We start from the raw sequence: 24275 nt of genomic DNA on the forward strand, positions 1-24275 counted from the left end.
GTCATTCCACCTTGATCTGGATTTCCTCGCCGGCGAGGCGCACCGCGTACTGCTTCAGCGCGCGTCCGCCCGGACCCTTCAGGCATGCGCCCGTCTTGATGTCGAACACGGCCTCGTGCAGCGGGCATTCGACGGTGCCTTCGTCGACGAACCCCTGCGTCAGCAGCGCGTACGCATGCGGGCACACGTTCTCGAGCGCATACACGTCGTCGCCGACGCGGTAGATCCCGATTTCGACGCCGTCGGTCCGCTTGAACTCGATCGGCGTGTCTTCCGACAGCGCGCCGGCGTGCCCGGCGCAAACCCATTGTTCAGACATCTCACACCCTTCCTTCTGATCGACTCTCGGTTGGTTCCGATTTGTTCCATATCCGGAACAGCAGTTTATGGATGGTGATTATAGGAGCGACTTTCCACGAGTAAAACAAAAAGCTGCATGTCCTAGGGAAAACACTGACCGTTGGGTCGGCGATCACTTCCGCCTGCCCTATCAAATGTAATTTTTTGTTATGTGACGGGGATTTACCGTCTTTTTTGGGGCTTCGTGCACCGATGCCGGACATCGGCCGGAAACCCATCCGTCCCGAAAAAATTATTTTTGATACGGCGCTTGACGCCTCTATACTCCATTCCATCAGAGGCACACTGTTCCTTATATGGAACACTCAAATGCCCGCTGATGGTGGAAAACGCGCGACGGCCGGCCGTCCCTGCGCAGGCCGCCACGGCACGTTTTCATCAGGTTGGAGATTCAGGAGATCAAATGGTCAAGCATGCGGTAGCAGCAGCAGTCATCGGATTGGGCGCCGTGTCGGGCGCGTGGGCGCAGAGCAGCGTGACGCTGTACGGCAGCCTGGACGCGGGTGTCGCGTACGTGAACAACGTCGGCGGCCACGCGAAGTGGGCGATGATCCAGGGCAATACGCAGCCCGATCGGTGGGGCCTGAAGGGCAAGGAAGATCTCGGCGGCGGCCTGGCGGCGATCTTCCAGCTCGAAAACGGCTTCTACACGAACAACGGCCAGTTCGCGACCGCCAACACGATCTGGAACCGCGCGGCGTTCGTCGGCCTCAGCTCGGAGCGCTACGGCACGCTGACGCTCGGCCGCCAGACGCCGCTGTCGTTCGACTATCTCGATCCGCTCAGCACGGCCTACCTCGCGATGAGCTGGTACGCGTTCCACCCCGGCAACATCGACGGGCTCGCCGCGACCGGCAACGTGCCGTACAACAACTCGGTCAAGTACCGTTCGCCGAGCTTCGCGGGCTTTTCGGCCGCGGCGATCATGGCGCTCGGCAACACGACGAACTTCTCGACCGGCAAGTCGGTCGGCGTCGCGCTGAACTATGCGAACGGGCCGTTCAAGGCGTCGGCCGTGTATTCGAACGAGCACGACCGCTCGATCCTGATCAGCACGACCGGCATCACGTCGTTCCAGGGGCAGAACACCGCGAACGGCTACATCGCGAACAAGGTCGAGAACATCGGTGCGGGCGCGTCCTACCAGTTCGGCGACTTCCTCGTGCATGGCCTCTACACGCGCACGAAGATGCAGTCGAACGGCTATTCGGATACGTTCCAGAGCTATGACGCGGGCGTGAACTACCGCAGCAGCGCGTTCAACACGATCGCGGGCGGCGCGGCGACCACGACGCTGGCCGGCCGCCGCTGGACGCAAGTCGAGCTCGGCGACATCTATGCGCTGTCGAAGCGCACGCAGCTCTATGCGAACGTGCTGTTCGAACACGGTTCGGGCGGCGCGAAGGCCGCGTTCTTCACGGCCGGCGCGTCGAGCACCGCGAACCAGGTGATCGTGCTGACTGGGATCCACCACTCGTTCTGAGCGGTTTCACGCGTTCGGCGTCCGAAACGACAAGAGCGGCCCGCGGGCCGCTCTTGTCGTTTACCAGTTTTGCGATGCCGGGCGCGGCGCGCCGCCCGCGCGTCAGAACATCGCGACCTTGTGGCGCGCGTGCGCGAACGTCGGGTCGCTTTCGAGCGGACGGTAGTTCAGCCGCTGCGACAGGTCGACCGCCGCGCCGCACACGGCTTCGACGAGCCGTTCCTTCTCGCCGGCCTCGCCGATCTCCGAGCGCGGCACCGTCGCGGTGATCGCCGCGACGATCGAGCCGGAATGATCGCGCACGGGCGCGGTCACGGCCGAAATGCCGCTTTCGAATGCCGCCTCGCTGACCGCATAGCCGAGCCGCGCGTAATAGCGCACGCGTTCGTACAGTTCGTCGACGGAGCCCGGCGTGCGCTCGGTGAATTGCTCGAGCCGCTTTTCCGGATAGAGCTGGCGCAGCGCGTCGCGCGTCAGGTCGCCCATCAATACGTGGCCGTGCACGGTCGCATGCGCGGGCAGGCGCGTGCCGACATGCACCTTCACCGAACCGAACATCGACGCGTTGCTCTGCGCCTTCGCGACGAACACGACGTCGCGCTGATCGCGGATCAGCAGATGCGTCGACAGGCCGGTCGCATCGCGCAGCCGTTCGAGCACGGGCGCGCCGAGATCGGTCAGTTCGAGCGAATTCAGGTATTCGAAGCCGAGCCGCAGCACGCCGACGCCGAGCCGGAAATAGCGGTCGCCGTTCACGCGCTCGAGGAAACCGAGCGCCTCGAGCGTCTGCAGCAGGCGGAACGTGGTCGTGCGCGGAATGCCGATGCGCTTCGACAACTCGGGCGCGCCGAGCACGGGCTCGCGCGCGGAGAATTCGGCGAGGATCCGCAGCCCGCGTTCGAGCCCCGGCACCAGATAGGACGAAGCGCCGCCGGACGATTCGTCGTCGCCGGGCGCCGCAGGTTCGGGTGCGTCGCTCATCGTTGTCTTGACCATGTGGACATGGACGGAAGGAAATCAATCACGAAACAGGCCATGGATCGTCGTGGATACCCAGTCATGCTACCTCAGCGCACGCGCAGGCTCACGCCGGTGCGCATCGCCGCGATGCAGCATGCGCATCCGCGACCCCATGAAGCGTCATTCACGGTCGAGAGGATAGCAGCGATGGACGGCGCGACGCCATGTGGAAATCGCCGGACGGCGGGAAGACGGCCGTCCGCCGTTGCGAGCGGCAAGCGGCGAGCGGCTGAAGGACGGCGGACGGCGCGGCATGGCGCGCCGGATTGCCTACAGGCGCGACAGGAGAACCCGGACGTTCGCGCGGTCGTACGTAAAGCCGCCGGCCGCATCCGGCTCGAGCGCCCGCGCGAGGTCGACCGCATACATCCATCCGCTGCCCAGACGCCCCCCGTTCACCGCACGGATCCGGCTGCCGCCGACGGCGATCGCGGCATGAAAGACATTGCCGCCCCGCGAGAAGCCGACCGCGGTGCCCGCCGGAATGGCGGCCCGCCCGTCCCACTCATTGCCGGTCTCGAAGTTGAACCGCGTCTTCCAGTGCTGACCGATCGTGTCGAGCAGCGCACCGGGCGCGATCAGCGCGTCACCGCGCAGCAGATACCTGACATAGGCTGCCGCGTCGTAGCACACGCCGCCGGAAACATACTCGTTGATGTCGGCCATCCCGAACATCAGCGCTTGCGCATGTTTCTGCTTCTCGGCGACGCCGGATTGGGCGACATGGCCGCCTAACGGGGTCAGTTGCATGGGGTGCTCCTTGTGAGGAAGAGGGCGTCATCATCCCGCCAACGCAATAAGTTCATATCTTATTACGATATCGGCCGGCATCAGCCCGCTTCAGGCCCGCCCCCGGGCGTCACGGCGTGCGCGGCGCCGGCGCGGCGGCGGCCGCGTCAGGATTCGGCGCGAGCCGCAGGCGCACGCGCAACGGCTGCAGCATGTCGGGCGGCGGCGGCTCCGCCAGCGGCGCGGCCGTGAGCAGTTGCCGCAGCGTCGCGTCCGCGTCGGCCTCGCCCAGTGACGCGAATTCGACGCGCGTGACCGCGCCGTTCGCGCCGATCCACGCGCGCACGACGATCGCGGGCGGCGGCGCATCGGCGCTCGCGTTCAGCACGCGCGTCTCGAGATAGCGGTGCAGCCGGTCGGCCGCGTCGCCGTCCGCTTCGAGCCACGCCTGGAACTGCTGTCCGGCGAGTTGTCCATAGCGGATCCACGTCTGCGGCACGTCGGCCGTCTGCGCGGCGGCCGGCGCGGCACCCACGGCCAGCGCGGCTGCGACGACGATCGCCCGCAGCCATCCGGATCCGCCCCACTCCTGCATTCGCTTCATCCTGCCTCCCGTTTCGACGGTTCGCCGTCGTGCCGCGTTGCGTCGCCCGCTCACCTGCTCACCCGACCCCGATCGGCACATACAGCCGCGTGCCGCCGCGCTGGACGAGCAGCGCGACGTTGCCGTGCGCGGCGTCGATCTCGGTCATCAGCGCACCGATGCTCGCGACCGGCGTGCCGTTGACCGACAGCACGATATCGCCGGGCTGCAGACCCGCGCGGGCGGCCTGCCCGCTCGCCTGCTCGACGACGAGCGCCTGGCTGACGCCGAGCCGGCGGCGCTCCTGCTCCGTCGCCGCACGCAGCGCGAGCCCGAATCGCGCGGGCCCTTGCTCGCCGCCGGCCGACGCCGTGCCGCTGTCGAATGCGCCGACCGTCGCGATCATGTGTATCGCCCGTCCCGCGCGCCACACGAGCAGGTCGGCCTGCCGCCCGGCGCGCATGCCCGCGATCGTGCCGAGCAGGTCCGCCGATTCGGCGACCGGCTTGCCGTCGACCGCGAGCACGACGTCGCCCGGCTGCAGGCCCGCGTGCGCGGCCGGGCCGTCCGGCTCGACCATCGTGATCAGCGCGCCGTCCGGGCCCGCGAGGCCGAACGAACGCGCGAGCGCCTGGCTCACTTCCTGCACGGCGACGCCGAGCCGGCCGCGCGTGACCTTGCCGGTCCGCAGCAGCTGGTCCTTCACGTCGAGCGCGATGTCGATCGGAATGGCGAACGCGAGCCCCTGATAGCCGCCCGTCTTCGAGAAGATCATCGAGTTGATCGCGATCACGCGGCCGCCGAGGTCGAACAGCGGTCCGCCCGAATTGCCGGGGTTGATCGGCACGTCGGTCTGGATGAACGGAATCGCCTGCTCGCCGGGCAACGATCGCGATTTCGCGCTGACGATGCCCTGCGTGACCGTGTTCGCGAACCCGTACGGCGAACCGATCGCCATCACCCAATCGCCGACCTCGGTGCGCGCGGGGTCGCCGGTTGCGACGACCGGCAGGTCGTGCGCGTCGATGCGGATCACCGCGACGTCGGAGACGGGATCGCTGCCGATCACGCGCCCCTTGAACTGCCGCTTGTCGGTCAGCTTCACGTCGATGGCGACCGCGTCGCCCACCACATGCCGGTTGGTCAGGATCACCCCGTCCGCGCTGACGATGAAGCCGGAGCCGAGGCTCACTTCCTCGCGATTGCCGATCACGCGCCGCGCGAGAAACGGCGCAAGCGGATGATCGGGCGCGATGCCGGGCGGCAACTGGATGCCCATCTGCGTGACTTCGCGCGTGACGCTGATATTGACGACAGCCGGGCCGACACGCCGCACGAGCGCGGCGAAGTTCGGCAACGCGACGGTCGGCGGTGCGGCACCCGCCTGCGCAGGCCGCTCGGCGGCCGGTGCCGTCGAACCCGCGCAGGCGCAGCCGAACGCGAGCGCGCCCGCGATCGCCTGCAACACCACCGCCCGGCCCGTATGCCTGCCCGCTTTCATGTTGCCGCTCCTCGTCGGTTCGCGCCGGAACGCCGCCGGCTCGTCGATGCCCGCGCCGCAATACTGGCCGCATCCATTACCTCGGCGGCACCGCGACCGGCGCATCGGGCCGCTGCGGTGTGACCGACCGGCCCCAGTTCGAGCCGAAGCGATTCTGTTCGGTCGACAGGTTGAACGTGCCGAGACGGTTCGACGGCTGCTTCGACAGCCGCTCCGAATCCGTTTGCGATGCCCCAGCCTGCGGTTCGGCTGTCGGCGTCAGTTGCCGGCTCAGGCAGTCGTACGACAGCGCGCGCTTGCCGTCGACTTCGGCATCGACGCACACCGGCTTCGCCGCCGAACCCGGACTGGCCGCCGCGGGCGCGGACGCGCTCGCCGCCGGGCGGTTGCCCTGCGCGTGTGCGCCGGCCGCCAGCAGCAGGCAGACGACCGTCGCGATTCCGTTTCGTCGCATCTTCATGCGCGCCTCCTTCGGAAATGACGCCATTGCGCTCGCACCGCCGCCGTCACACGCTCGCGCCCGGCGCCGACGTACGCGCCAGGAAACGCGCGAACGCCGCGCGATCGGCCGCGTCGACGGCCGGCTCATGCGCATCGGCGTGCCGCGCCCATACATCGCGCATGCCGTCGACCGGCTGCCACGCATGCACCTGCGCACCAGTCGGATACGGCGTGACGAGCGGTTCGCGATAGTCGATGCGAAACAGCCGCGGCGCATCGTTGCCGGCCGTCCACAGATCGCCGACGTCGCGCACGCTCGCGTCGAACCAGAACCGCACCCAGCGCACCGTGGATGCGCGCGCATCGGTGCCCGGCACAGCGGCGCCCGACCCATCGGCGCCCGACGCATCCGGCACGCGCAGGAAGCCGGCCAGCACGAGCAGCACGGCCGCCAGATCGTCGTCGCGCAACATCCGGTACGACCAGAGATCCGCGACGTCCACGCAGGCGATCACCGCGATGAAGCGCCCGATCGTCAGCGCGGGCCAGGCACGCCGCATCAGTGCGTAATGGCGCGGCCACTGCGCGATGAAGCGCTCGCGATGGAGCGCCGCGAGCTGCACGTCGCGCGAGCCGCGAATCGTCAGTTCCTCCGGCTGATACCGGCGCGTCGTGAGCACGCACTGCGCGGAGCACCGCGCACTGCGGTGCCGCGCATAGCCGCCCGCGCCGGGCAACGGCTCCAGCGCGCCGAAGCAGAGCGGGCAATGCGTGGGCCACTCGCCGGGCCGGCCCGGCCACGGGTTCGCCTTCGGCATGCGCGGACGGTCGGCAGCCGCGGCCAGGCGGCGTCGCCCCGGCGTGCGCGCGCCGGGCGCCTCGACGCGCGGCGTCGAACGGACAGGTGCCATGAGCGTGCCTACCGGGCGGACGCGAGCGCTTTCTTCAGCGCGTCTTCGTTGATCGGCGCGTTCGCGGCCAGCTTCGCGAGATACGCTTGCGCATTCTGCTGCGTGCGCTGCGCGCGCAGCATCGCACGCAGTTGCTCCTTCACGTCGGCCAGCGGGCGCGGCGCGGCCGCGCGAACGTCGAGCAGCTTCACGACGTGAAAGCCGGCCGGCGTCTGGATCGGCGCGGAGACCTGGCCCGGCTTCAGCGCGTCGGCCGCCTGCCGGACCGCCGGCACCATCGATTGATCGGGCACGAAACCGAGATCGCCGCCGTTCGCGGCGCTCGCCTTGTCCTGCGAATTCGCCTTCGCGAGCGCCGCGAAATCGCCGCTGCGCGCGCGGCTCGCGAGATCGGCCGCCTGCTTGCGCGTCTTGTCGAGCGTCGCGGCATCCGCGTTCGGCGGCACCGCGAGATAGATCTGCGCGACGTGCAGCGCGCGCGGCGCGGTGAAAGCGGCGCGGTTCTTGTCATACGCGGACTGGATCTCCGCGTCCGACGGATAGTCGGCCGGCGGTGCATTTGCCGACGCCAGGTAGCTGCGCACGACGATTTCGCGCTGCGCCTGCTCGACGGCCGCCTGCACCTGGGCCTGCTTGTCCCAGCCCTTCGATTTCGCCTCGGCCAGCACGGCCTTCTGCGCGAGCGTCGCACGCACCACCTGGTCCAGCGCCGCGGGGTCGGCCGCGAGGCGTTCGCGCCCTTCGGGGCTCACCGCCTTCAACAACCCCGCGATGTCGGCCTGCGTGACCGACGCCTGCGCGGCGTTCGCGATCACGTCGTCCTGTGCGTACGCCGCGAGCGGCGCGGCCAGCACGAGACCGCCCACCATCATCGCCAGCATCTTCATCTTCGTCATCATGGTTCGACTGCCCTCAGGATTGCTCTTGATTCGCGCACGCCGGCCGTCGCGCGGCGCTCGCGTCGTTGCTTCTTCGCGGTCTCGCGCTAGCTAGCGCGTACTCGTCAGCATCAGGCGCATCACGATCGGCTGCGTCATGCCACGCGGCGGCACCGCGCCAACCGACTGGCCGACCAGCGCGTCGCGCAGCGCGGCGTCGACCGCCGGATCGCTGGCCGGCGCGCTGTCGACGCGCGTCACGTGCCCGCGCCGGTCGAGCCACGCGCGCACCGGCAGCACGGGCACGTCGTCGCCCGTATCGGCGAGCCGGTCGGCCCAGCGTCCGACATCGGCACGCAGGCGGCATGCGGCTGCATCGTCGCCGTCGAGCATCGCCTGCAGCAGCCGCGCGACGCCTTGCGCATACGCAAACCACACGACGGGCGCATCCTCGACGGACAGCGGGCCCGCATCGGGCCGACCGCGGCCCGGCAGCAGTGCGCGCAACACGGCCCCGATCCGGCGGCCGGCGATCCGACGGCCGGCGCTCCAGCTCGCGGCGATCATGGCTGTGCGGCAGCCTCGCGCGCGGCCACGACGGTAGCCGGATCGCCCGCCGCCGCACGCGCCGCGGCTTCCTGCTCGGCCATCGCGGGACGGTTGCGCAGGTGCAGCAGGAATTCCTGGATCAGGCGATCCCACAGCTCGATCGTCGAGCGCAGATAGCGCTCCGACACGCCGCCTGCGACGACCACGTCCATCTCCAGCGCGAGAAACGGCCCGTGGCTCGCAAGACGCGCGAAGCGCTTGGTCCGGTTCCAGTCCGCGACGAGTTCGGCCGGCAATTCGCCCTGCACCTGCAGCACGCACGACAGCGTGTAGTCGATGTACGGCAGCGCGGCGGGCTGTGCGTCGGCACCCTGCGGCGCGAGCGCGCCGGCCGGGTTGCCGAAGCGCACCGCGAAGCCGATACCCTGGCTCGCGCTCATCAGCTGTATCGCGCCGTTCTGCTCGGCCGCCGTCACGCGGTAGCCCGCGCGGCGCAGCACGTCGGCCAGGTGGTCGGCGCTGATCGCTTCGATCGGCGCGTCGTGTGCCGCGCGTTCGTCGCCGGCGTTCGGTTGCTTGTCTTGCATGTCTGTCTTCCCCGTATTCAACGAATCGATCGGTTCAACCCCGGCCTCGGGCCGCGCGCTCACGGCGCGCTCGCCGGTACGGCCGACGCCGGCGTTGCGGCGGCCGGCCGCGCGGCCGGGTCGTACTTGCCCGCATACAGCGCATCGCCGTAGCGTTGCGCGAGATCGTCGTACTTCACGCGCGCCGACTGCGCGAACGGCTGCCGCGACGAGAAGAACGTGCCGATCCCGACATGCTCGTACGCGTCGAGAATCTCGTGCCCCACGCGATACAGTTCGGCATTGTGTGCCTGGCAGGTTTTCAGTTGCGTGTCACGCGCGGCGGCGTCCTTTTGCAGCTGCGTGTGCTGCGCATCGCGGGCACGCGACACGGCGAGCAGGTCCTCGTAAGAGGACTTGTATTTCGCCAGCGACTTCGCGTCCTGCTCGCGGCCCGCCCGCTCCTGGGCGAGCGCGCGCTTCGCGGCCGCCTCCGCGCCCGAGTCGCCGCGCGCGGCCGCAAGCTGCCCCTGCATCGCCTTCAGTTGCGCGAGCGCGTCGTCGCGCTGCTTCTCGGCCGCCGCCTTGTCGCTCTGCCATTGCGCCTGGCTGTCCTGCAACTGGCGCAGCTCCTGCACGGTCGAGCGCAACTGGCTGCGCAGCTTGTCCTCGATGCTCTGCGCGTGCGCGCCGCCGGCCGCCAGCAGCAGCGCGCCGGCCGCAGCGGCCGCGAGCATCGTGCGATAGGTCGTGTTCATTCGCGGCTCCGGTCAGAAGCGAGCATTGAGCTCGATCTGCAGCACGTCGATCGATACCGGCGGCCCGTACACTTCCTTCGAGCTCAGGTAGCGGGCCGACACCCACGTATCGCGCGCAACCGCGTACGCGGCGCCGATCACGTAGCCGCGCGCGTTGGTGCCGCCGAGATGGAAGTCGGGATCGTTGAACGCGTCGAGCACCGCGTCCGGCTGCAGGTATTTGTACGCGACCGAGAAATTCCACTGGCCCTTCTCGCGCGGCTCCGGCTCGCCGACCGTCGCCTTCGCGAGGAAGCCGTTCGGGCCGCTGCGATAGTCGCCGCGCGTCGCGTTCACCGACGTCGATTCGTAGTTGTTGACCGGCAGCGACGCCGCGGCGAACGCCTTGTTGTCGTTGTACGCGAGGTTGCGCACGAATTCGCCGTCGAGACGCAGCTTGAAGCGATCGGCCACCACCGTGTCCCACTGCGCCTTCAGGTCGAGCAGCCGGTAGTTGTACGCGAGCCCGAAGAGCTGCGGCTGCGGCGTCATCCCCGGCGCGAGGTTCGGGTTCTGCACGATGTTGCGCAGCGCGATCAGCGTGTTGCCGCCCTGCATGAACGCGGGCGCCTCGTTGTCGGTGTTGCAGCTCGTCGCGCCGAGATACAGCGCGCACGGCGACGACAGCGTGCCGCGCATGTTCTGGAAGTCGTAGTACGCGACCGCGCCGCGCAGCCGGTTCTTCGCATCGATCTTCCAGTCCGCGCCGAACTGCGCGCCGAACATCCACTTCGTGTCGCTGCCGGCCTTGTCGGTGCTGTTCGACGGGAAGTTCTCGCTCGTGTACTGGATCGGGAACACGCCGAGCGTGCCGAACAGCGTGACGTCCGGATTCCACGGCAGCGCATGGCGCAGGTTCGCGGCGAGCCCGTCCATCATCAGGTCGTCGGAGAACACCAGGTCCGACTTGAAGAACGGATTGTCGAAACGGCCGGCCGTGAGGTTCAGCCACGACGTCGGCTTGTACGCGAAAAACGCCTTGTTCAGCCAGATGTTCTTCTTCGCGAAGCCGCCGCCGGCGGTCGACGTGGTCGACACGGGCCCGTTGTCGTTGCCGCTCGCGAGCTGGATGCCGGCGATCATGTCGTCGGACAGCGTCGCCGTCACGCCGAGCCGCGCGCGGTAGCGCAGCAGGTTGTTGCGGTTCTGCGTGGTGTTCTGCGTCGGCAACTGCGTGGTGTTGGTGTTCGGGTTGATGTCGAACCCGCCGCCCTGATTGATCGCCGCGAAGTTCGTGACGTTGTTCGCGTTGCGGCTGCCGTAGAAGTGGTATTCGTCGCGCACACGCAGGTCGCCGTCGAGCTTGATGCGCGACACCCAGTCGGGGAACGTGTTCGGCTGCGCCCAGTTCTCGGCCTTCGCCTGCGCGATCACTTCCTGCTTCACCTGGTCGCGGATCTGGTCGCGCACGAGCTGCGGCACGTACGGCACCGCGACGTCGCCCGGCTGCGTCGGCGGGTTGACCACGCCGCCCGCCACGACCGGCGCGCCCGATGCGCGTGCCGACCTGGCCTGCACGGCCTCGGTGCGCGCCTCGCTGATCAGCTCGTTCGCGTTCTGCTGCGTGAGCACGCCGCGCTTCACCAGCAGGTTGATCAGGTTGACCACCACGCTCTCCGTCGGCGCGGCTTTCCCCGCTGCCGCCTGCGCCTCGAGCGATTGCCCGTGCGCGGCGGACGCGCACGTCAGCCCGAGCGTCAGCACCGCCGCGCCGACGCGCGACAGGCGCGCGGGCAGCGCGCCGTTGCGGGGCACCCCACCCCGTCCGTTCATCTTCCGAATCATCGCAGCACTCCGAACAATTTTCGTTTCTTTTCCGGCAGCATCCGTGCGACGGCGCCGCCCCATGATTCTTTCGTCGTTTCGACTGCGCATCGTCATGACGGCTTGCGTCCCTGCAGCCTGACGAGCACCGGATACGCGGTCGAGGCCGGCGGCGCCTCGTCGACCCTGCCGAGCGCCTCGACCGCCGCGACCACAGCCGCGTCGATCTTCGCGTCGCCGGTCGACTGCGCGATCGTCACCTTCGTGATCCGCCCGGCGGCATCCATCCACAGGTTCAGGTTGCCCGCGAAGCGCGCGCCGCCTGCCTCCTGCACGCCCTTGTCCTGCTCGATCGCGCGCTGCAGCACGTACACCATGTATTGCGCGTAGCTCGCGTTACCGAACTTGCCGCCCCCGCCGCTGCCGACCATTCCCGAGCCGTCGCCCGCGCCGATGCCGAAGTTGTCGCTGCCCGCCTGCGCATCGGCATTCATCGTCATCTGCTTCGGCTGGTTGTCCGACGGCTTCGGCGCCTCGGACGGCTTCGGCGCGATCGTCGGCCGGTCGACCGGCGTCTTGACCTCTTCCTTCACCTTCTCGGGCGGCGGCTTCTGTTTCGGCGGCGGCGGGGGCGGCGGCAGCGGAATCACCGTCGTCACCTGCGGCGCGCTCACGCGCTTCACGCCCGCGGTATCGCCGGCGAAATGCCAGATCAGCGCGGCCAGCCCCGCGAGCACGAGTGCGATCGCGACAGGCTTCACGAAGCGGCCGGGGCCTTTGCGCGGCGGGCCGCCGTTGTAGGTCATTTCCATCGCGCTAGCCGCCCTGCTTCGCGCGGCCGGTCACGAGCCCGACCTGCGACAGGTCGAGGCGGCGCAGCAGGTCGAGCACGTCCATGACCTTCTGGTACTGCACGGCCGCGTCGCCCTTCAGCACGATCGGGAATTCCGGATTGGTCGCCTTCTCGGTGCGCAGCCGGCTCTCGAGTTCGTCCATCGTCACCGGGTACGCGTCGAGGAACACCTGCCCCGAATCGGCGACCGTGATCGCCTTCGTCTTCGGCTTCGCGAGGCTCGCGGACGAGCTCGCCTTCGGCAGGTCGACCTTGATGCCCTGCACCGACGCGGTCGTCATGATGATGAAGATGATCAGCAGCACGTACGCGAGGTCGAGCATCGGCGTGATGTTGATGTCGTCGTACGGCTTTTCGTCGTCCTGAACCTGCATGGTGGTCTCCTGCGTGCGGTCAGTCGGCCAGCACCGCGTGGTCGGGCGCGCGGTGCGCTTCGGCCAGGCGCGTGACGAATTCGTCGACGAATACCTGCATGTTCGCGGTCACGTTCTTGTTGCGGATCAGCAGGTAGTTGTAGCCGAACAGCGCGGGAATCGCGACGAACAGGCCCGTGACGGTGGCGAGCAGCGCGGCCGCGATACCCGGCGCGATCGCATTCACGTTCACGTCGCCGGCCGCCGCGATCGCGGCGAACGTGATCATCACGCCGACCACCGTGCCGAGCAGCCCGAGGAACGGCCCGCCCGAGATCGCGATCGTCAGCAGCACCATCGATTTCGACAGCCGCTGGTTCTCGCGCACGAGCGTCGCATCCATCGACGCGCGGATCGCCTCGATCGATTCGGACGTGATCACCGTGCGGCCGTTTCCGTCCACGCGGCTGTGGATTTCATGCACGCCGGCCTTGTACAGCCGGTACAGCGACGACTGGTACAGCCGGCGGCCGTCGGCGCTCGCTTCGTCGACATGCGCGAGACCGACCAGGTGACGCCCGGCCACTTCGCGAAAGCGCTGCACGAAATACAGGTTCGCCTTGTCGACGGTGCCGACGTAGCGCGCCTTCGTCCACATCACGACCCACGACACGAGCGCCATGCCGAGCAGGATCGCGATCACGACCCACGCGTCGACGGTCACCGACTGCACGATCACGCCGAAGTAGCCGAAGCCGAACCCCGACTGCTTCTCGTCGGCGCCGTACGCGACGAGCTTCGATTCCGAGCCCTGCGCAAGCGCGTCGACAGCCAGCGCGGCCGGCGAGCGCGCGACCTTCGACAGGCGCAGTTCGTCGAGCGCGCCCGCATACGCGGCGAACCCGGCCGGCGCGCCGGCGGCGTCCGCGCCGATCGTCGCCGCGCCGTTCAGCGCGGGCAGCGTCGCCGCGACCTGCGCGGCCTGCTTGCCGTTCACGTAGACGGTCAGGTTCTTGCCGTCGGCCGTGACCGCGAGATAGGTCCACTGGTTCGCGGCGACCGGCGCGGCGGCCGGCGTGCGCACCGGCGCCGAACCATTGGCTGCGCCATCGACTTGCGCGAACGGCACGCCGTTGTCGAGGCCGATCAGCAATGCGTTCGCGCCGTCGCGGCGGCTGTACAGCAACGTGTTCGGCGCCAGCGCCGACGGCTTCACCCACGCGCTGAACGTCAAGCTGCCGCCCGCGGCCAAGTTCAGCGACGGGCTCGCCGGCAGCGTCAGCGACCCCGTGCCGTCGAACCGCGCGCCCTTGCCGACGATGCCGTCCTCGACCGTGCGGAACGACGCGTTCTGCGCGTTGTTGCCGTATGCGGTCGCATCCTTCGGCGGCGCACCCGCCGCGCCGTTGAAGTGGTAGACGAGCGTGTAGTCGGCATCGAAGGTCTCGGCCGGCCTGCCGCCGTCCGGCGCCTTCTTGTTGCCGTAGTACATCCAGATCGACTCCGCGGCGCCGGCCGGCATCTTCGGAACGTCGACCCAGATCAGCGCGACGCCGAGCACCGGATCGTATTGCTCGACGTGGTAGTTCAGCGGCGTCTTGTCGTCGGCGGCGACGAAGCGGATGTCGGCGCCGTTGTCGGCCAGCCCGTCGAACTGGAAGTTGCCCGAGTGCAGGCGGATCAGCAGCGGCACGCGGCCGGCCGACTCCGCGAGGTTCGCGCCCTTCGCGCTCGCGTCGATCGTGATCGCCTTCCGGTACGACCAGTCGTTCTGCCACCATGCGTTCGCGATGCCGGGCAGCACGCCGAGCATCACCGCCAACAGGAAAAACAAGACTCGCTTCACGATCCACTCCCCGAATGTGCGGGCGCCGCGTTCGTCGCATCGCCCCCGGCACGATCAAAAAAAATCCGTCAGAACCCCAGCCTTACGTAGAAATCGAACCGCGGGCTGTACTGCCGCGTATAGACGCCCGCCTTCAGCGGCCAACCGGCCTCGAAATCCGCGCTCGCGTACTTCATGATCTGCAGCCGTGTGCCGACGCCGACGCTCATCAGGTTGAAGCGCGACGTCTGCTCCGGCAGCGGGCTCAGCAGCCACAGGTGCGCCGCATCGAAGAACGCGTGGAAGCGCCACTCGTTCAGGCGGCTGCCGACCGCGCCGCCGAGCCACTTCGAGAGCGACGGGCTGCGCAGTTCGAGCGATGCGATCACGCCGCTGTCGGCCGTGTTCTCGGCCTGCATGTAGCCGCGCACGCTGTTCATCCCGCCCGCGGCGAACTGCTCGCTCGACACGAGCGGCGAGTTCGAGATCTGTGCGTTCACGTGCGCATTGGCCTGCATGTCGTTCGCGAAGCGCTGCGTGTGGTTGACGTCGAACTTGCCGTACACGAAATCGGGCGTCGCGTTGTAGCGCTTGTTGTCCCATGCGCCCCAGTCGCTGCCGAGGCCGCGGATGTTGGTCGTCAGCGACGCGGAGAACGACGTCTGCGAGTTCTTCAGGCTGAGCTGGCCGTTGTACGAAAAGGTCACCGGCACGTAGGTCAGCGGCGCGGTGGAGGTCTGGCCCACCAGGCTCACGTTCTCGTCGTAATGCTTGCGGTCGATCTCGATGCTGACCGAATGCGCGTAGGTCTCGGTTGCCGGCAGCGCGTAGATCGCGGTGAAACCGTAGGTCGTGCCCTTGCCGAGCACGTTGGTGCCGCCGACCGACGCGACGTTGCTGTCCGAATGCACGACCGTCGCGAGGAAGCTCCAGCGCGAATCCTTGATCGGCGCGAGATACGAAAACGCGTAAACCCGGGCGTCGTTCGGATGCTGCGGCGCGATCACATACGTGCCGGAAATCACGTGGCCGAGCTGCCACAGATTCGAATAGCTGAGGCTCGCGCTCGTGCGCAGCGTGGAGGTGCCGGGGCTGTTGTCGTTGTTCAGTTCGAGCGTGCCGTGCAGCGGGCTGTGATCGTCGACCTTCAGGTCGACGTCCACCGTCTGCGGCAACGCGCCCGGCTTGAGCACCGGGATCACCTGCCGGTCCGCCGAGCGGTTCAGGTCGGTGAGCTGCTGCTGCGCCTGGTTGAAATCGGGCACCCGGCCTTCGGCCAGCGCGGGCACCGCATCGCGGATGTTCTGCGGCGAGTTGTATTGCGCGCCGTCGACGCGCAAGCGCCCGACCTTCGCCTCGGTCACCTGCAGCAGGATCACGCCGTTCTTCACCTGCTGCTGCGGCAGCTCGACGACGACCGACTGGTAGCCGCGGTCCTGGTACGCCTTCTGCAATGCGTCGCGCGCCGCGTTCACGTCGGCGAGCGTGCGGCCGGGCCCTTCGAACGGATACACGGCCTTCTCGATCTCGAGCGTCGGCAACGTCGTGTTGCCGCGCACCACGAAGGCATTCACGTCGAACGACTGCGGTGCCGCCTTCGCGGCCGGCGCGGCTTCCTGCGCATGAATCCCCGGCGCGAGGCCCAGCCCTCCGACCAGCACGGCGCCGGCCAGGCATCGGCAATTCAGCCGCCATCGTTCGCGTGACTTGCGGTCTACTCTCGGCGGCATGCGCCATTCCCCTTTGTTGTTCCGGATCGAAGCGTTGCGCATCGCGCCAGCCGTTCGCCCCGCTATCAAAACCCTGTTTCACTTTGATGACGATTTATTCGTCATCCTTAGCATAATTCGTGCAATACGATTTCCTTCCCATCGATTCGAACTCAGTCGTATCGCACCGGCGCCGGTCGCGCATCCGCCCGGTCGCCGAACTGCACGCACGCGTATCGCATCAGCCTGTCGACGCACGTCGCGAGCGACGCCCGGCCGGTATCGATCGCGAGATCGGCGTCGACCGGCGGCTCGTACGGCGCCGATACGCCGGTGAATTCCGCGAGCACGCCGCGCCGCGCCTTCGAGTACAGCCCTTTCGTGTCGCGCGCCTCGCAGCAGGCCAGCGACGTGCTTACATGAATCTCCCGAAACGCCTGCCCGACGATCGCCCGTGCCTCGTCGCGCATCGCCTGGAGCGGCGAAATGACCGCGACGATCGCGACGGCGCCGGATCCGCTCGCCAGCGCCGCGACTTCCGCGATGCGCCGAACGTTCTCGAAACGATCGCGCACGGTGAAGCCGAGATCGCGATTCAGTCCCGCCCGCAACCGGTCGCCGTCCAGCACCATCGCATGCACGCGTCGCTCGCGAAGTCGCGCCGCCAGCGCATCGGCCAGCGTCGTCTTGCCCGCGCCCGACAGCCCCGTGAGCCACAGCACGCCGCCCGACCACGGCGACGACGCGCCGTGTGCCGCATGGGCCGCGTCTACCGATAAGGACGTACCGGCGCCGGAAAACCCGCAACGATCGATGCTCATCGCGTCGATCCCCCGGTGTTCGCGGGCTCGTCGTCCTCGCGCGGACGCGTCTGCCAGAAGCCGCCCTGCATCGTCACGATCGACGGCGTCTCGGCCCATTGATGCGGGCTCAGGATTTCGGCGCGCCGTACGTTCGGCAGCACCTGCACGTCGAAGATTTCGTCGACGCCGTTGAAGAACTGCAGGATGCCGAGTACCTCGCCGCTGTTCGCATCGAGCGCGGCGACGCCCGCGACCAGCGCATCCGCTTCGCTTTCGATCGGCAGCCCTTGCGGCCCGCGCTTGTCGCGCAGCTTCGACAGGCCGACGAACAGCACGCCGCCGTATTCCGCGAGGCCGTGCGTAAAGCCCGGCAGCTTCGCGAGCACGCGCCGCGCGCCCGATTGCGGATCGATCTGCAGCACGTGGCCGCGGCCGCCTTCGAGCACGTGCAGACGCCCGCCGATCACGCGCGGCGAATGCGGCATCGACAGCCCCGATGCGACGATGCGCCCGGACGGCACTTCCATCACGATGCCGCCGTCGGCCATGCCGCGCCGCCAGCCGAACGGCGCATCGCTCATCCCGAGCGCGGTCGCGAACCGCACCTTGCCGTCGCTGAACGCCATCCCGTTCAGGTGGCAGCGGTCGTCCGGTTTCGTCTCCGTCACGAACGGCGGCTGCCAGATCGGCGTGAAGTTGAAATAGCCGTCGATCACGCTGATGCACGAATAGCGTGTGTTGACCGCGAGCAGGACATGCTTGTCGAACGCCATGTCGTGCAGGTCGAGATCGCCGGTGTAGTAGGACAGGCGCGGCACGAACATCGCGTCGTAGTGGTCGGGGCGGCCCGGATAGAGCGGCGCGAGCGTCGACACGTTCGCGAACACCATCAGCTCGTGCATCGTCGCGACCGCGAGCCGGTTGCCGGACACGGCCATCCCCATCGAGCGCGGCAGCAGGCATGCGGACAGCGTGGGCACGCCGCCGTCGACGCCGATCACGGCGACGCCGGACGGACGGCGACTGACGGCCACCGAGCACTTGAGCGCGTCGAGCACCTGTAGAAAGCGCCCGGTATCGCGCAGATTGATGACCGGCGACAACGCTTCCGCTTCCCGCGCCGATACGTCGTCCGGCACCGTGGCCGGCCGGGTTTCGTCGAACTGTTCCACTGTCATGCACCTGTCGGCTTCATGCCGCCTGATGAGAAAAATGCGCATGCCCGCGTTCGCCCGCCCGCCGACACGACGCCTGCGCATCGGTCGCGAACGGGGCCGCGTGCGGCGCACCAAGTCGCAGCTCCCACCTACCTAGACGGAACGAAGCGCGCATTGCCGCAATGTTTTTTTGCGAGACGTCGACCGATCTGCCGCCACGGGCAACCGGCCGGTGCACGCGGCCCGCGGGTGCCCCGACCGGCGCACGGGCATGCCGTGCGACCAACGAGGCGCGGACTGCAATGCGCGCGCAGCCGCCCCTCGCGCGAAGCTCGCGAGACGCGGCGCATGACCTGACGTGGCCCCCGTTTCGTGTGCGTGTCGTCGCCCGGCCGGCCTCCGGCTCTTCAGCGGCCCGCACTTGCGCACGGGCTGCCGGCAAACGTGTCGCCGTCCTTGCCGGCCAACGCGCGAAAACGCAACGCGCCAGCGTACGGCCCGACAATCCTCGGGTTTCAACCGGGAAGTTTTTGTGACATTCCGCTGAAGATATTCACGAAACACTCGCCAAGCCGGTACGGGACCGTTTACGCGTGCCGGATTCGCGACGCCGCAGCGCCGCACAGTGCCGGCCCGCACGAAATCCTGCGGCTTGCAGCCGCCCGATTCGTCCTAGCTATTGAGAACAGAAGAAACGCCAACGACAGGACGAACGAATGTCATTCGCCACGATGCTCGTACGGTGGCTCGCCGGGCGGCTGTCCGGTGCCGCCACTGCCCCGGAGCGGCTGCTTCCGGCCGCCGCCCATGCCGCGCCGAGCCGCCCGCTGCGCTGGCGCGCGCCCTGGCTCGCGTGGCAACTGCTGTCATGGGCCTTGCTCACGCTGCTCGCGCCGCCGGTCTGGACGATCGGCACGCTGCTGCTGATCAATTCGACGAGCGACCAGCCGCTGTTCTGGGGGCTCGTGATGGCGATCGTGCCCGTCGCGAACGGGGTCGCGATCGTCGCGACGAACCAGCGGCACCACCGCATGCCGTTCACCCGGCGCCCGGCGGTCGCACTGCACACGTTCGCCATCGCGATGGCCGTCGGCTGCGCGCTGTTCGTGCTGCTGCTGTGGCGCTCGCACGCGATCGCCGGCCTCGTCGGCCCGCTCGCGGCCGACGGCATGCATCCCGCGTCGCTCGCGTTCTGGGTGGCGGGCCTCGCCGCGATGTTCGGCGTCACGTCATCGGCGCATGCGAGCATTGCGCACGCGTGGCTGGCGTTCGAGACCTGAGCGCGCCGCGCCGACACTGCGGGGGCACGCGGATGCATCGAAACGGAACCGGATGGACGGCACGCGCGCGGCGCGAACGCGGAATCGCGATCGTAACGGTGCTGCTCGTCGTCGCACTGGCGGCCACGCTCGCGGCCAGCGTGCTGTGGCGCCAGCAGGTCGCAACCCGCGACGTCGAGAACCAGCGGCTCGCGACGCAGACGATGTGGGTCGAGCGCGCCGCCGTCGAATGGGCGCGTGCGACGCTGCGCGCGCAGAGCGCGACGTCGAACGTCACGTTCGCCGGCCAGACCTGGTCGTCGCCGGTCGCCGACGTGCAGCTCTCGGACCTGCTGCCGCCCGAGGCCGCGGCGGTCAATGCCGAGCTGTCGCGCGCGTCGATCTCGGGCAGCGTCGAGGATGCGCAGGCGCGCTTCAACCTGCAGAATCTGGTGTCGCGCGTCGCGCCCGGCAAGCCGTGGCAGGCCAACGGCGAAGGCGTGCTCGCGTACCGGCGGCTGCTCGGCGAGCTGTCGCTCGATCCCGCGCTCGCGCAGCAGACGGCCGACACCATGCTGCGCTCGCTGCGCGATTCGAACGGCCCCGGCGGCTGGCCGCTGCAGCTCGTGTCCGTCGACGATCTCGCCCGCATTCCCGGCTACGACGCGCATGCGATCGAAACGCTCGCGCCGTTCGTGACGGTCCTGCCCGACCTGACGACCGTCAACGCGAACACCGCGGCCGAGCCCGTCCTCATCGCCGCGATTCCGACGCTGTCGAAGAGTCAGGCAAAGCGCCTCGTCGACCGGCGCGCCACCGCGTATTTCGTCAGCACCGGCGACATCGCCGAGTACCTGCTGCCCGCGCAGGGCGGCAACCCGACGCTGCCGGACGGCTCGGCCGTCGGCGTGAACAGCGGTTATTTCATCGTGCACTGCCGCGTGCATTCGGCGCGGATCAACGCGCGCATCGACACGCTGATCGCGCGCTACGGCAGCGGCAATTTCGCGTGGACGTCGGTGATCTGGGTGCGGCGGCTTACGAGCTGAAGCCGGAAGCGGCGTGTGCCCGCGTGGCGAGTCGCATCACGGGCCGGCAACGCGCGGTCATCGGCCCGCATTCCGGATCAGCGCCCGTTAGTTCAGCGACGATTCGCTCAACGTAACCGCCCGCGCGCCCTGCGACGCCGCCGCATCGAACGACAGCCGCATGAGGCTCGTCTCGCGCACTTCGCCGAGCAGCCGGTTCCAGTCGTCGATCGACACGAGCAGCGCGATCGGCCGGTTGTACTTGGTGACCATCACGAGTGCCTCGCCCGCATACCGCAGCGCCTTCGACGGATTGCTGCTGAAGTCGCGCGTTGCCATCGCGATCGTGCGCAGGCTGAACACGTTCGCGGCCGGATCGTCGCCGTCGTCGTGCATCAGCCGCTCGAGCGTCGCCGCGCGCAGCAGCGCCTGCGACTTCGCGGACAGCCGGTTGTCGCGCCGCCGGCGCCGTTCGCTGCGCGGATCGACGTGCACGGCGAGCATCCGCACGATCTGGCCGAGCGTCGTCGCGGGCAACTGGTCGTAGCGCTGCCACCAGTCGGGCGGCAGCGCGATCATCATCCCTGCGTAGGTGGCGTCGACGCCGTCGGCGATCAGCGACGGCAGGCGGCCGACGTCGCGCGCGTCGAGATCGAGCGCACCGCCGACGACACGCGTCATCACGCTGAACGCGTTGTACGCAAACGCCGCGATCCCGCTCGCCAGCAGCGCCGCGCGCGCCGGCACGCCGCCGAACGGTGCGCCGCCCGTCACGGGCTCGAGCGGTAGCGGCAACGCGTCGCGCCAGCGCCGGCACGACAGCTCCACGACCTGCGGCGCGCCGAACCGCGCGGCCGGCAGATCGGTCAGCAGCGTGACGATTTCGCCGGTTTCGCCGGGCGCCGCTGCGCGGTGCCATTCGATCCGCCGAAACGCGGCCGACACGCCGCCTTCGCTGGCCATGCCGACGGATTGTTCGCGAACGCGCCCGTCGCCGAGCACGCCGGCTTCCTGCCAGTCGTCAAGCGGACGGCACGCGGCCGTGCGACCGTATTCGCGCAGGACGAACGCGCCGCCGCGGCGCGGCCAGCCGGACAGGATCGCGTCCGTATCGAAGCGCCCGTCGACGATCCACAGCTCGCCCGGCCTGACCGTCTCGAGTAGCGCGCCGACAAATGCGCGCTCGTTCGACCGGCCACGCTCGTACGGCAGCAGATCGACGATCATCCCGAGATCCGGATCGTAGACCGGCAGGACGCGCGTACCGCCCGCTGCAGCATCGCGCGAGGGATCGTCGCACGCGCGCCCGCAGCCGCAACCGTCGGCCCGCGGCGCACAGGCCTCGCTGGCACCGTCCAGCACGCGCAGCCGCATCCCGTCGACGGCGTGCGCACCGTCGACGCTGCGCACCGACGCGACCGGCAGCAGCAGTTCGACGCTGTCTTTCGCCAGCGCGCGCCCCCAGCCGGACCGCCACCGGCTCATGCAATCGTGCAGTGCCGTCACGGCCGCGCCAAAGCCCGGCACGGCCGCACCGGCTGCATCCGGCATCCGCTGCCACGCGGCGATCGCCGCGATCGCGTCGACGGCGAGGGCAAACAGCGCCTCGCGGATCGACTCGCCGTCGGGTTCGTCGCCGGCGTCCGCCGCTGCGCCGATCCAGTCGTCGTGCAGCGCGCATTGCAGCACGAGCCGCGTCATGATCGTCATCGGGCTCCGCTCGACAAAGCGTTCCACGATCGTGCGCATCATCGGGTTACCCCACACTGTCTGGTTGATCGTGCGTCGCGATGCGTTCGCACTTGACGGAGCGCTTTCGACACCGCAGCATCGTGGGCGTCCGGATCCGCGCGACGACGCGCCGTCGCGGCGGTCCGCCCGCAATCGATGCACGAGGCACCGGCATGTACGTAGATCCACGCGTGGCCCATGGCCGCGCCCGGTTCGACCTGAGCGGCTCTCCGCGGCTCGTCGCCGACGAGCGCCGCTGGGAAATCAGCGATGTCGTCACGCGCGGCATCGACGATTTCGCGGGCGTGCGCAACCGCCGCAACCTGATGCGGCTGCTCGAGCGCCAGATCGCGCCGAAGCTCGCGCGCCTCGGGCTCGAGCCGTACGTCGGCACGCTCGGTCACGCCGACGGGCTGTTCGTCAATTTCTCGACGATGAGCGCCGAGCACGGCCTGCGCGAATTCCAGCTTCAATTGACGGTTCCCGACCTCGTGCTGCGCAGCTTCGCGTCGAACGCGATCCGGCCGCATGCGGTCGCGCGCTGCATGCAGCGCAACGGCGTGATGTCGCTCGCGGAAATCGAGCATGAAACGCGCATCGCGTTCGTCGCGGCGCGCGTGATGCGCTCGCTCGCCCTCGCGGAAGGCTGGCAGCAGATCGGCGTGCCGACGCCGCACGGGTTGTTCGTCGGCGTGCTGACCGACGCGCACGATGTCGCGATGAACACCTATTTCCGGCCCGGCGACAACGACCGTCCGTCGCGCTGGAGCGGCTTCTGCGCACTCTTCTCGACGATGCCGGACTGGCGCCCGGAACAGGTCCGGCACGGCGGCGAACTGCTGCAATGGATGGTCAACCATATCGTGGCCCTGCAAGAATCCGCACCGTTCGTCGAACGCTTTCCCTTTCTGCGCGAGCCGCTGCGCGACGCCGGCGATCCGCTCGACGCCGCGTGGAGCGGCGCACGCGCCGGCCTACAGCACGAGTCCCCATCCTGAATCGTGAATCCGGGCTTCCGTGGTGCGTGGCCCGGTCCGCAAGACCTCACCGTACGCCAGCCACCCGCCATGACGTGAGCCGGGAGCCAATCCCGGCCCCCGGTCCCCGCCTCACGGCCCCTCGTCACAGCCCCCTCGCTCTCTCATATACAAGGTCGAAGCGGGCCCGCATAACCCGCAGACTTTCTTGCGACGCCCGCACATCACGCCGTCAACGCGCTTGCGCACCACACCGGTGCGCAAGCGAAACCCCGCCGCGTCAATGCGTGCGCGTCGACCCGCCCGGCTCGCCGGGCTCCTGGCGGCCGACCGTCTCCAGCACGGCCCACATCCAGATCAGCTCGCGGACCGTGCGCGCATGTTCGTCGCTCTGCGCGCGCCAGCGCCCGAAAGCGTCGAGTTCCTGTTTCGTCGTGTCGCCGGCGCGCAGCCACAGCAGCCAGCGCACCGCGCCCTCGCGGATCGCGTCGGCGCGCGTGTTCGCGTCGCCGGAATCCGCATCCCGTTGCGATTCGTTCATGATCACGCCACCGCCCGAAGCTCCATCGACACACATCCCCCGCGCCGCGCATCGCTGCTCGGCCAGGGCGCTTGCCACCCACGCCTCGGGTCCGACGACGCCCCGCCGTGCCGCCATGGAAGACGGCCCGGCGTTTGCCGGCCCTCATTGATCAGGTCGTATCGGACAGCCGTAACCCGCAGTGCGCGGATGGCCGGGAAGGAGGCGATTGACGTCCTTATATGAACACCTCCCCGTTGGCAAGGTCGGGTTCTAGCGTGCGAGACATGGAGGTTGCGTTTGCAGTCTTATATTCGGCCTTGGGTTGCAGGTCCGAGGGCCTGCGGGCCTTGATGGAATCTGCTGGGAGCGTCCCCATCTCCCACACCGAGCTGTGAGCTGCATGGACGTCATCGGGTTTGGGCTCCCACGGAACGATCTCGTTTGCCATCACACGTTTCACCTTACCTGCGCAACG

General features: G+C 68.7%; 25 protein-coding genes. 4 read left to right on the forward strand and 21 right to left on the reverse strand.

What is annotated here, in order from left to right; all coding sequences use genetic code 11:
• Position 1: 1 nt before the first annotated feature.
• Complete coding sequence (locus BFF94_RS30595; RefSeq protein WP_050011927.1) at positions 2-319, reverse strand: non-heme iron oxygenase ferredoxin subunit; 318 nt, start codon at positions 317-319, stop codon at positions 2-4.
• A gap of 444 nt (positions 320-763) precedes the next feature.
• Between BFF94_RS30595 and BFF94_RS30600 the strand changes: the two genes are divergently transcribed.
• On the forward strand, positions 764-1843 hold the full coding sequence (locus BFF94_RS30600; protein WP_128846595.1) for a porin: 1080 nt from the start codon (positions 764-766) through the stop codon (positions 1841-1843).
• Positions 1844-1945: 102 nt separating this feature from the next.
• Here the strand turns inward: BFF94_RS30600 and BFF94_RS30605 are convergent, their stop codons facing one another.
• The 17 genes from BFF94_RS30605 to BFF94_RS30685 all read right to left on the reverse strand — a co-directional run bounded on the left by BFF94_RS30605 (position 1946) and on the right by BFF94_RS30685 (position 18303).
• A complete protein-coding gene (locus BFF94_RS30605) occupies positions 1946-2839 on the reverse strand; it encodes an IclR family transcriptional regulator (RefSeq protein WP_128846597.1) in 894 nt (297 codons plus the stop codon).
• A gap of 294 nt (positions 2840-3133) precedes the next feature.
• Entirely contained in the window at positions 3134-3613 is a 480-nt protein-coding gene (gene tecA / locus BFF94_RS30610; RefSeq protein ID WP_128846600.1) for a type 6 secretion system effector deamidase TecA, read from the reverse strand.
• A 109-nt stretch (positions 3614-3722) separates the two neighbouring features.
• A complete protein-coding gene (locus BFF94_RS30615) occupies positions 3723-4196 on the reverse strand; it encodes a YbaB/EbfC family DNA-binding protein (protein WP_219140179.1) in 474 nt (157 codons plus the stop codon).
• Positions 4197-4254: 58 nt separating this feature from the next.
• On the reverse strand, positions 4255-5676 hold the full coding sequence (locus BFF94_RS30620; RefSeq protein WP_219140180.1) for a Do family serine endopeptidase: 1422 nt from the start codon (positions 5674-5676) through the stop codon (positions 4255-4257).
• Positions 5677-5752: 76 nt separating this feature from the next.
• On the reverse strand, positions 5753-6136 hold the full coding sequence (locus BFF94_RS30625; protein WP_219140181.1) for a hypothetical protein: 384 nt from the start codon (positions 6134-6136) through the stop codon (positions 5753-5755).
• 46 nt (positions 6137-6182) lie between these two features.
• Positions 6183-7028, reverse strand: coding sequence for a hypothetical protein (locus BFF94_RS30630; RefSeq protein ID WP_219140182.1), 846 nt, complete (start codon positions 7026-7028; stop codon positions 6183-6185).
• Positions 7029-7036: 8 nt separating this feature from the next.
• On the reverse strand, positions 7037-7927 hold the full coding sequence (locus tag BFF94_RS30635; RefSeq protein WP_128849881.1) for a peptidylprolyl isomerase: 891 nt from the start codon (positions 7925-7927) through the stop codon (positions 7037-7039).
• Positions 7928-8017: 90 nt separating this feature from the next.
• Entirely contained in the window at positions 8018-8416 is a 399-nt protein-coding gene (locus BFF94_RS30640; protein WP_246637460.1) for a hypothetical protein, read from the reverse strand.
• Between the two features lie 53 nt (positions 8417-8469).
• Positions 8470-9042 carry a YbjN domain-containing protein gene (locus tag BFF94_RS30645; protein ID WP_128843403.1) on the reverse strand — a complete coding sequence of 191 codons (573 nt, stop codon included), beginning with the start codon at positions 9040-9042 and terminating at the stop codon, positions 8470-8472.
• 59 nt (positions 9043-9101) lie between these two features.
• The gene (locus BFF94_RS30650) at positions 9102-9779 is read right to left on the reverse strand and encodes a hypothetical protein (RefSeq protein ID WP_128843402.1); all 678 of its coding nucleotides are present in this window, start codon (positions 9777-9779) and stop codon (positions 9102-9104) included.
• A 12-nt stretch (positions 9780-9791) separates the two neighbouring features.
• Positions 9792-11603: a putative porin gene (locus BFF94_RS30655; protein ID WP_128843401.1), complete on the reverse strand. Its 1812-nt coding sequence runs from the start codon at positions 11601-11603 to the stop codon at positions 9792-9794.
• 92 nt (positions 11604-11695) lie between these two features.
• Positions 11696-12394, reverse strand: a complete 699-nt coding sequence (locus tag BFF94_RS30660; RefSeq protein WP_128843400.1) for a TonB family protein — start codon at positions 12392-12394, stop codon at positions 11696-11698.
• Positions 12395-12398: 4 nt separating this feature from the next.
• Positions 12399-12809: an ExbD/TolR family protein gene (locus BFF94_RS30665; protein WP_128843399.1), complete on the reverse strand. Its 411-nt coding sequence runs from the start codon at positions 12807-12809 to the stop codon at positions 12399-12401.
• A gap of 19 nt (positions 12810-12828) precedes the next feature.
• Entirely contained in the window at positions 12829-14634 is a 1806-nt protein-coding gene (locus BFF94_RS30670; protein ID WP_219140184.1) for a DUF2341 domain-containing protein, read from the reverse strand.
• A 68-nt stretch (positions 14635-14702) separates the two neighbouring features.
• On the reverse strand, positions 14703-16343 hold the full coding sequence (locus BFF94_RS30675) for a ShlB/FhaC/HecB family hemolysin secretion/activation protein (RefSeq protein ID WP_246637461.1): 1641 nt from the start codon (positions 16341-16343) through the stop codon (positions 14703-14705).
• Between the two features lie 152 nt (positions 16344-16495).
• Positions 16496-17143 carry an adenylyl-sulfate kinase gene (cysC, locus tag BFF94_RS30680; RefSeq protein WP_128843397.1) on the reverse strand — a complete coding sequence of 216 codons (648 nt, stop codon included), beginning with the start codon at positions 17141-17143 and terminating at the stop codon, positions 16496-16498.
• A complete protein-coding gene (locus BFF94_RS30685; protein WP_128843396.1) occupies positions 17140-18303 on the reverse strand; it encodes a TIGR03032 family protein in 1164 nt (387 codons plus the stop codon). Before BFF94_RS30685 ends, cysC begins: the two co-directional genes overlap by 4 nt.
• A 695-nt stretch (positions 18304-18998) precedes the next feature.
• Here BFF94_RS30685 and BFF94_RS30690 point away from each other — a divergent pair.
• Together BFF94_RS30690 and gspK are read left to right on the forward strand one after the other, a co-directional pair.
• A complete protein-coding gene (locus BFF94_RS30690; protein ID WP_219140185.1) occupies positions 18999-19562 on the forward strand; it encodes a hypothetical protein in 564 nt (187 codons plus the stop codon).
• A 32-nt stretch (positions 19563-19594) separates the two neighbouring features.
• Complete coding sequence (gene gspK / locus BFF94_RS30695) at positions 19595-20590, forward strand: type II secretion system minor pseudopilin GspK (RefSeq protein ID WP_128846768.1); 996 nt, start codon at positions 19595-19597, stop codon at positions 20588-20590.
• Between the two features lie 87 nt (positions 20591-20677).
• On the opposite strand, the gene BFF94_RS30700 is transcribed toward gspK, so the two are convergent.
• A complete protein-coding gene (locus tag BFF94_RS30700) occupies positions 20678-22321 on the reverse strand; it encodes a type II toxin-antitoxin system Phd/YefM family antitoxin (RefSeq protein ID WP_128846771.1) in 1644 nt (547 codons plus the stop codon).
• Between the two features lie 152 nt (positions 22322-22473).
• Here BFF94_RS30700 and BFF94_RS30705 point away from each other — a divergent pair, with 152 nt between their 5' ends.
• Positions 22474-23298, forward strand: a complete 825-nt coding sequence (locus tag BFF94_RS30705) for a hypothetical protein (RefSeq protein ID WP_128846774.1) — start codon at positions 22474-22476, stop codon at positions 23296-23298.
• Between the two features lie 259 nt (positions 23299-23557).
• Here BFF94_RS30705 and BFF94_RS30710 read toward each other — a convergent pair whose 3' ends face one another.
• A complete protein-coding gene (locus BFF94_RS30710) occupies positions 23558-23818 on the reverse strand; it encodes a FecR/PupR family sigma factor regulator (protein WP_246637462.1) in 261 nt (86 codons plus the stop codon).
• A 217-nt stretch (positions 23819-24035) separates the two neighbouring features.
• Positions 24036-24275 (reverse strand): hypothetical protein (locus BFF94_RS30715; RefSeq protein WP_219140186.1); only part of this gene is annotated, 240 nt, incomplete at its 5' end.

Origin of the sequence: Burkholderia catarinensis (genome assembly GCF_001883705.2) — a bacterium.
Lineage (GTDB): Bacteria > Pseudomonadota > Gammaproteobacteria > Burkholderiales > Burkholderiaceae > Burkholderia > Burkholderia catarinensis.